This window comes from Rhodococcus sp. ENV425 (genome assembly GCF_002887785.1).
GTDB classification, from domain to species: domain Bacteria; phylum Actinomycetota; class Actinomycetes; order Mycobacteriales; family Mycobacteriaceae; genus Rhodococcus; species Rhodococcus aetherivorans.
Genome location: NZ_PCZU01000158.1, coordinates 33,963 through 42,339, shown reverse-complemented (window position 1 = coordinate 42,339; position 8,377 = coordinate 33,963). Strand labels below are relative to the sequence as shown.

General features: G+C 71.2%; 7 protein-coding genes. 4 read left to right on the top strand and 3 right to left on the bottom strand.

What is annotated here, in order from left to right; all coding sequences use genetic code 11:
* Positions 1–36 precede the first annotated feature (36 nt).
* Positions 37–336 (bottom strand): chorismate mutase, encoded by a 300-nt coding sequence (locus CQZ88_RS13155; protein ID WP_006939464.1) that lies wholly within the window; start codon positions 334–336, stop codon positions 37–39.
* 375 nt (positions 337–711) lie between these two features.
* On the opposite strand from CQZ88_RS13155, the gene CQZ88_RS13150 reads away from it, so the two are divergent.
* Together CQZ88_RS13150 and CQZ88_RS13145 are read left to right on the top strand one after the other, a co-directional pair.
* On the top strand, positions 712–1,563 hold the full coding sequence (locus CQZ88_RS13150) for a hypothetical protein (protein ID WP_251550772.1): 852 nt from the start codon (positions 712–714) through the stop codon (positions 1,561–1,563).
* A 115-nt stretch (positions 1,564–1,678) separates the two neighbouring features.
* A complete protein-coding gene (locus CQZ88_RS13145; RefSeq protein ID WP_102799870.1) occupies positions 1,679–2,863 on the top strand; it encodes a thiolase family protein in 1,185 nt (394 codons plus the stop codon).
* Between the two features lie 63 nt (positions 2,864–2,926).
* Here the strand turns inward: CQZ88_RS13145 and CQZ88_RS13140 are convergent, their stop codons facing one another.
* Positions 2,927–4,483, bottom strand: a complete 1,557-nt coding sequence (locus tag CQZ88_RS13140; RefSeq protein WP_102799852.1) for a long-chain-fatty-acid--CoA ligase — start codon at positions 4,481–4,483, stop codon at positions 2,927–2,929.
* A 129-nt stretch (positions 4,484–4,612) separates the two neighbouring features.
* On the bottom strand, positions 4,613–5,905 hold the full coding sequence (locus CQZ88_RS13135) for a hypothetical protein (protein WP_102799851.1): 1,293 nt from the start codon (positions 5,903–5,905) through the stop codon (positions 4,613–4,615).
* 175 nt (positions 5,906–6,080) lie between these two features.
* On the opposite strand from CQZ88_RS13135, the gene CQZ88_RS13130 reads away from it, so the two are divergent.
* On the top strand, positions 6,081–6,575 hold the full coding sequence (locus tag CQZ88_RS13130; RefSeq protein WP_006939453.1) for a MarR family winged helix-turn-helix transcriptional regulator: 495 nt from the start codon (positions 6,081–6,083) through the stop codon (positions 6,573–6,575).
* Positions 6,568–8,358 (top strand): long-chain fatty acid--CoA ligase, encoded by a 1,791-nt coding sequence (locus CQZ88_RS13125; RefSeq protein ID WP_006939451.1) that lies wholly within the window; start codon positions 6,568–6,570, stop codon positions 8,356–8,358. The genes CQZ88_RS13130 and CQZ88_RS13125 overlap by 8 nt, the downstream gene beginning before the upstream one ends.
* Positions 8,359–8,377: the final 19 nt, after the last annotated feature.

Here is an 8,377-nt window from a genome sequence, read left to right as displayed (position 1 = left end):
CCGATCCGGTGCGGGGGCCGCGCGAAGTCGTCGGGTCTAGGAGGACAGGCGGGTGCGTCCGAGGCGGAGCAGCGTCATCGCCAGGGTCTTGCCGTCGGCGCCGAGCTCGGCGAAACGGTCGAGGACCCGCATCTCGTGGTTCTGGGCCTGCCGCGCGGTCCCGGACTCCTTCGCAGCGATGCCCGCCCGGCGCGACAGCTCGCTGCGGCGCTCGATCGCCTCGAGGATCTGCGCATCGAGCGTCCCGATCTCGTCGAACAGTCGACCGAGGTCTTCCTGGGCCGAAACCACCTCGCGGGCGGACTCGAAGCCAGGCGAATCAAGCTGGACAGTCATGCAGATTCCTCCGGTCTCGTCTGGATCGTCGATGATTGTGTCGTTCCCGTCGGCGCCAGTGTTACTCATCCGTAGACAAGATTTTCGTGTCCCGCGTCCGGCGGCCAGCCAACACGAGTTGAACACCTTTTGAACTGGGCTTTATGTCCGTCCCGTGGCATTTGTGGCAATGGTCACACCGTCGGGTATCCGCCTCGTCGGGCCCCTCGGACGTAGGGTCGAAGGTCCCTTCTCCGCCGTGGACGCCCGCCCCGGCGCGTGTCGTGAACCACAATCCGCAGGCCCTGCGGTAGCGTTCCCCACCTACCGGCAACCGGTCGGGGCGGTGGGATCCCCGGCGCTTCCGGAAGGGGAACTCAGTGGGACGGGTGTTTTGTGCACGGCACCGATGAAGACGAGTCCGACGCCGTGCCGCTGATCCGCCCGGAGGAATGGCCGCCCCCGAGGTTCAGCGCCCGAGTCGCCGCCGCGATCGCCCTCGCCGGCGTCGTGATCCTCGTCTCGCTGTGGCGGGCTTGGGATGCCGGGCAGGCGGGAGCCTGGGCGGTGACCCGGTTCTTCCTCATCCTGTCCGGCCTGATGGCCCTCACGGCGCTCTTCGGATACGTGTACTGGCGTCCGCGCCGCGGCGACCCCGAGATCCGGTTCGTGGGGTCGCCGGACCGCGGGGTTACCGAGATCCGCGCTTCCGGCGCCGTCTTCCACCTGATGGGGGCGATGACGACGAGCGCGGCGTTGCTCGCCCTCGGCGCGGCCGTCGAGATAGTCCTGTTCGACGACGGCGTTCCGTGGGTGAGTGTGCTGCTCGCCGCCTTCGGGCTGCCCTGCGCGGCGTTCGTCGCGGAGGTGCTGCGCGGGGGGATCCGCCGAGGGGCGCTGCTGCTGACCCCGGACGGGATCCGGCAACGCGGCTGGACCATCGAGTCGTACCTGCCGTGGGTCTCGGTGGCCGGGGTGCACGCCGTCCATCACGGATTCCCCGAGATCTGGGTGCTGGGCACGCCGGCCGCCGCCTGGGCGCGACGACGGACCAGCCGGCTGTTCCGCCTGGACCGGTTGCCCCGCGAACCGGTGATCGAGGTCGACTCCCGCAAGTTCGACGGCGACCCGGTGCTGCTGTATCGGATGCTCGACTTCTACGCGAGAAATCCGCAGGCCCGGGCGGAGCTCGGGTCGGCCGCGGCGGCCGAGCGCGTGCACCGGGGCGACCTGAGCGACCCGGCCTGACGGCTGCCCGTCTTGCGCCGCAGTGCCACCCGACTGTGTTGCGGCTCACTGCTCCGGTATCGTCGTGGGCAAGAGATGGCACTCGGTGCCGTTCCTGCGAGAGATGGGACGTGAGATGAGCACTCCGGAACGGATCGTCATCGTCGACGGTGCGCGTACCCCGGTCGGCAGCTTCGGCGGCGCGTTCAAGGACGTACCGGCCCACGAACTCGGCGCGGCCGCCGCGAAGGCGGCCCTGCAGCGCGCCGGCGTGGCGGCCGAGGACATCGACGAGGTCGTCATGGGCTGCATCGGGCAGGTCGGCCCGGATGCCTACAACGCGCGTCGGGTCGCGCTGGCGGCGGGTCTGCCGGTCTCGGTGCCGGCGTACACCGTCAACCGGCTGTGCGGCTCGGGCCTGCAGGCGATCTGGTCGGCGGCGATGCAGATGCGCTGGGGCGGGGTGGATCTGGCCCTGGCCGGCGGCGACGAGAACATGTCCCGCATGCCGTTCTACGACTTCGGCGCCCGCTCCGGCTACAAGCTGGGCGACCGCACCCTCGTCGACGGCACCGTCGGGATGCTCACCGACCCGTTCCACGGCATCCACATGGGCGTCACCGCCGAGAACGTCGCCCGCGAGTACGGCATCAGCCGCGAGGCGCAGGACGAGTTCGCCGTCGAGTCGCAGCGCCGCGCGGCCACCGACGCCGCCCGCGCCGCGTTCGCCGAGGAGATCACCCCCGTCGAGATCGGCGGCCGCAAGCCCACCGTCGTCACCACCGACGAGCACCCCAAGCCCGACACCACCGTCGAGACCCTCGCGAAGCTGCGCCCGGCATTTCAGAAGGACGGCACGGTCACCGCCGGCAACGCCTCGGGCATCAACGACGGCGCCGGCGTCGTCGTCCTCGCCCGCGAGTCCGTCGCGCAGGAACGGGACCTGGGTGGGCTCGCGGTGATCGAGTCCGTCGCCACCGCCGCGCTCGAGCCGGAGCTGATGGGCTACGCGCCGGTCCTCGCCCTGCAGAAGCTGTTCGAGCAGACCGGCACCACCCCGGCCGACATCGACACCGTCGAGCTGAACGAGGCGTTCGCCTCGCAGGCCGTCGCCGTGATCCGCGACGCCAAGCTCGACCCGGCTAAGACCAACCCGTACGGCGGGGCGATCGCCCTCGGTCACGCGGTCGGCGCGACCGGCGGCATCCTGACCCTGCGGGTGGCCAAGGACCTCGTGCGCCGCGACCTCGAACTCGGCATCGTCACCATGTGCATCGGCGGCGGCCAGGCCCTGGCCGCCCTGCTGCGCCGGGTGCGCTGAGCCGGGCCGCTCCGCGGCCGGTGCGTCCTTTGGGCTGCTGCAGCAGCCCAAAGGCCGCACCGCTCAGATGGTCCGTTCGTGTCCGGCCCAGTAGGGGGCCCGCAGGGAGCGCTTGAGGATCTTCCCGGTGGGGTTGCGCGGCAGCATGTCGACGATGTCGATGGTCGCGGGGCACTTGAACTTCGCCAGGTGCCGGCGGGTGTAGTCGATGAGTTCCTGCTCGTCGGCCTTCTGGTCCGGGGCGAGCACCACCACCGCCTTGACCGTCTCGCCCCACTTCTCGTCCGGGACGCCGATGACCGCGACTTCGGCGACGGCCGGATGCTCGACGAGGACCCGCTCGACCTCCGGGCAGTACACGTTCTCGCCGCCGGTGATGATCATGTCCTTGAGCCGGTCCTCGATGAACACGAAGCCGCCGTCGTCGACCCGGCCCATGTCGCCGCTGCGCAGCCACCCGTCGGCCGTGATCGTCTCGGTCGTGGCGTCGGGCCGGTTCCAGTACCCGGGGGTGGTCTGCGCCGAGCGCCACCACAGTTCGCCGATCGCGCCCGGGGCCGCGTCCTCGCGCGTGGCCGGATCGACGATGCGCATCTCCACGCCGGGAATGGGGGTGCCGGCCGACGCCATCCGCGCCTCCTGCGCCGGATCGCGGTGCACCTCCGGCAGCAGCGCCGTGATCACCCCGGCGAGCTCGGTCATGCCGTACACCTGGACGAATTCGGTGTCCGGCCACGCGGCGAGCGCGCCGCGCAGCAGCGGCAGCGGCATCGGCGCGGCGCCGTAGGTGATGCGCTTGAGCCGGGAGAACGCCCCGATCGCGTGCGCTCCCGCGCCGAGGACGGCCGCTATTACCGGGGGCACCAGGAAGGCGATGTTCGCGCCGGCCGCGAGACCCGTGAACAGCGACGGCGCGTCCGCCTCCCGGGTGAACACGCACCGGCGGCCGTCGTGGATACCCATGATCGCGTAGCAGGTGCCGCCCACATGGAACAGCGGCATCGCCACGAGCAGGCAGTCACCCTCCGTGAACGGAAGCACCGCGAGCACGTCCTCGGAGTGCGCGAACAGGTTGCGGTGCGTCAGCTGCACACCCTTGGGCCGGCCGGTGGTGCCGGAACTGTAGAGCAGCAGCGCGGTGGTCTCGGGCGCGACGTCGGGCAGGGTCGCCGGCGCGGCCGCCGCGAGCCACGGCTCGAACTCGTCGTTCTCCCCGCCCACGACGACGATCTTCTGCACCGTGGACAGCCGGGGTCGCAGCGACTCGATCTCCTGCGCGAATTCCGCTCCCACGAACAGGATCCGGGCGCGCGAGTCGTTGATCACGTAGTCGAGCTCGTCGCCGGCGAGCCGGAAGTTCGGGATGGCGTTCGCCGCGCCGAGCGCGGAGGCGGCGAAGGTGACTTCGAGGCACGCGAGGTTGTTCTTGTCGACGAATGCGACGGTGTCGCCGGGTCCGACGCCGTCGGCGGCGAGGGCGCCGGCGAGGTGGCGCAGTCGCTCGTGCCACTGCGCCCAGGTGTGGGTGCGGTCGAGGTACTGCACCGCGACCTCGTCCGGTTTGGTCTGCGCCCAGTGCGCGACGCGGTCGAGGATGACGGACGGGGCGGGGACGGACATGCGTGAGCCTCCTGGGGGAACAGGTGCCGCCGTGTGGCGGGTGTCACACAGGTTATTGCCGGCGGGGCGTGGCGTCCCGGAATCGGACGTATCGCCGCCGGGCGGGTCCCGTGGTCCGGCTCCGCGAGGTCAGGGCAGGCAGGCGGCGTAGCCGCCGGCCTCGAAGGTGGCGGTGTCGCAGTACGCGGCCCGCGGGTAGTAGGGACCCATCGTCGCGGCCGGATCGCCGCCCTGTGCGGCCTGCACCGACTGCGGGTAGAACGCGTCGGCCGGCAGCATGTTCCGGTAGAGCAGAGTCTTCTTGGGGACCTCGGTCGAGCCCCACGGCAGCACCGTCACCGTCGGATCGGCCGTGGCGCGGGCGGGCACGTCCTGGGGCGCCGCGACGACGTAGGTGAACCAGCCCTCCGCGTCGGTCGCCGTCTCGAAGTCGGCCGCGCACGCGACGACCGGGTACGGGCTGACCTGGTCGTTCTGGCACATCGACCAGTACCGCACCTGGCGGCCGGGCGTGGTGACGGGTTCGCCGGCGCGGGTGTCGGGGAACGTGGGGGCCTTGCCGCGCACGACGAGGATCCGGCCCGGCTGGTACGTCAGCACGGAGCCGATGTACTTGTTGTCGCCGTTCGGGAACAACCCGGACGTGGTGGCCGGGCTGACGAAGGTCGCCTCGGGGTTGTTGCCGGGGAAGGCGCCGGACGCCGCGCCCTCGACGATGCGGTCGACGGCCGCCTCGGCGGCGCGCTCGACCGGTCCGCTGCCGTAGTCGGCGGGGTCGAAGTCGGAGCTGCACGTGGGCACCGGCACGGCGCGCCCACCCTGGTGCAGCGTCACGTCCGGTAGCGGGACCCCGCCGGTCGGGGAGGCCGGGTCGTCGGGCACATAGACCCGGACGATGAGGAATCCGGCCGGTGCGGTGGGCGACCCGCCGGTGGGCAGCGCGCCGATCTCGTTGCGGGCGTGGTCGGCCGGACCGGTGACGACGGTGGCGCTCCAGCGCCGGGCCGAGGCGGGCAGCCCCTCGGCGGCCGCGTCCGCGAACGGGTTCCCGCTGCCCGGATCGGGCGCGATCTGTGCGTCGCGCAGGGTGTCGACCGTGTCGAAGTTCGTTCCGTAGGTGTTGAGCGAGAAGTACCGGGCCGCCGGATAGGTGCCGTGCAGTTCGATGCTGTCGCCCGGGGCCAGCGCGTACGGCAGCACCCAGTAGGTGGCATCGACGTCGGGGAACGCGATGTCCAGCACGGTCGAGTCGGACCGGAACTGCCACGCGCACGAGCCGATGGGTTCCTGGGCCGCGGAGGTCGCGGGCGTCAGCAGTGCGTGCGCCGCCGCGAGCAGGCCGACGAGCACGGCGGTCCGTCGCCGGCCGCGCACGGCCGTCGCGGGATCGGGCTCGGCCGTCGAACGATCGGGTGCGGCCACGGGAACTCCTTCGCCGGGGGCCTGGTCCTGTCGCATCATCTGTACCGGAATCGGGCAGGCCGGGCCTGCGGTTCGGGGAAATTCGCGATCGACGCCGTGCGTCTCGGCGCGTCTGTGCGGTGCCGCGGGGAGAGGCGATTGGGGTGTCGAGCGGCACAGGGCTTACAGTTGCGTCGTGCAACACAAGCGGGAGGTTGCGGCGCAGTCCGCAGCGGCCGGTGTATCCGAGGTATACGACGAGTTCGTGTACCTGATTCGCCATCTCACAGCGGGGGAGCGCGCCCACGACGACGTGCTCTCGCTGGCGCAGCATTCGATGCTCGGCTTCATCGACCGCAACCCGGGCTGCCGAGCCACCGACATCTCGGATGCGTTCAGCGTGAATCGGTCGACCGTCTCCCGTCAGCTGCGCAGCTGCATCGACGCCGGGCTCGTCCAGGCGCAGGCCGGACCCACCCGGCTCGGCCACCCGCTCCGGCTCACCGACCGGGGCCGCGAGACCCTCGCCCGCACCGTCGCCGGACGTCACGACGAGATCCGCGCGGCGCTGACCGGCTGGGGCCAGGACGACATCGATCGGTTCGTCGACATGCTGCGCCGCTTCCGCCAGGGAGTGGAACACCGGTCCACTGCCCGCCCCGACCACAACGAGGGAGACGCTCGTGCGTGAGTACACCACCCCCGCCCAGTTCACCGTCGGCGACGACGAATCGGTCGTCCGCACGGTCTTCACGCACGCGGAGAAGACTCCGCACCGCGTGATGTACTCCCGCCCGGAGGGAGAGGACTGGGTCGCCGTCACCGCACGGCAATTCGCCGAGCAGGTCTCGGGGGTCGCCAAGGGCCTCGTCGCGGCGGGCGTGCAGCCCGGCGACCGGGTGGCCCTGCTGTCGGCCACCCGCTACGAGTGGGCGCTGTTCGACTACGCCATCTGGGCCGCCGGCGCCGCCACGGTGCCGATCTACGACTCCTCGTCCACCGAGCAGATCCGCTGGATCCTGCAGGACTCCGAGGCGGTCGTCGCCGTCGTCGAGACCGCGCGCCACGAGGCGCTGTTCGTCGACATGCCGGACACCCTGCGCCGCACCCTGCGGATCGAGGGCGGCGCCGTGGAGACGCTGATCGCCGAGGGCGCCGGCGTCGACGACGCCCAGCTGCAGGCCCGCCTCGACGGCATCCGCGCCGACGACCTCGCCTCGCTGGTGTACACCTCGGGCACCACCGGCCGGCCCAAGGGCTGCATGCTGACCCACCGCAACTTCTACAGCGAGGTCCGCGGCATCCTGACCGCCTCGATCGGTGAGGTGGCCAAGCCGGGCAGCCGGGTACTGACCTTCCTGCCGCTCGCGCACGTGCTGGCCCGTGCCGTCTCGCTGGCCGTCTTCGAAGGCGGTGCGGCGCAGGCGCACTGGTCGGACTTCGGCACGATCTCCGCCCAGTTCGAGCGCTACGCCCCGAACACCATCCTCGGCGTGCCGCGCGTCTTCGAGAAGGTGCGCGACGCCGCGGCGCGCAAGGCCGCGGCCGGCGGCAGGTTCAACGCGGCGATCTTCGCGTTCGCCGAGGAGACCGCCATCGCCTACAGCGAGTCGCTCGACCACGGCGGTCCGTCGTTCGTGCTCAAGGCCAAGCGCAACATGGCCGACAAGCTCGTCTACGCCAAGCTGCGGCAGGCGATGGGCGGCGAGTGCTGGTTCGCGATCTCCGGTGGTGGCGCCCTGAGTCCCCGTCTCGGCCACTTCTTCCGCGGCGTCGGCGTCCCGATCTACGAGGGCTACGGCCTGACCGAGAGCACCGCCGCGCACAGCGTGAACGTGCCCGGCGCCCAGAAGATCGGCACCGTCGGCCAGCCCATGGGCGGCAACAGCACCCGCATCGCCGACGACGGTGAGATCGAGCTGCGCGGCGGGGTCGTGTTCCAGGGCTACTGGCGCAACGAGAAGGCCACCGCCGAGGCCTTCCACGACGGCTGGTTCCGCACCGGCGATCTCGGCGAGATCGACGAGGACGGCTACGTGAGCATCACCGGCCGCAAGAAGGACCTCATCATCACCGCCGGCGGCAAGAACGTCTCGCCCGGGCCGCTCGAGGACCGGATGCGCTCGCACACGCTCGTCTCGCAGGCTGTGGTCGTCGGCGACGGGCGCAGCTTCATCACCGCGCTGCTCACCGTCGACCCCGAGGTGCTCGACAACTGGAAGGCCGAGAACGGGAAGGCGCCGACGGCCACCATCGCCGACCTGCGGCACGACCCGGCGCTGCACGACGCGCTGCAGTCCATCGTGGACGACGCCAACTCGATGGTCTCCCACGCCGAGGCCATCAAGAAGTTCGTCATCCTAGACCGGGACCTCACCGAGGAGACCGGTGAGCTGACGCCGACGCTGAAGATCAAGCGCAACGTCGTGACTGAGCGCTTCGCCGCCGACATCGAGAGCATGTACGCGAAGTGACGCGCGGCCGGCCGCCGGG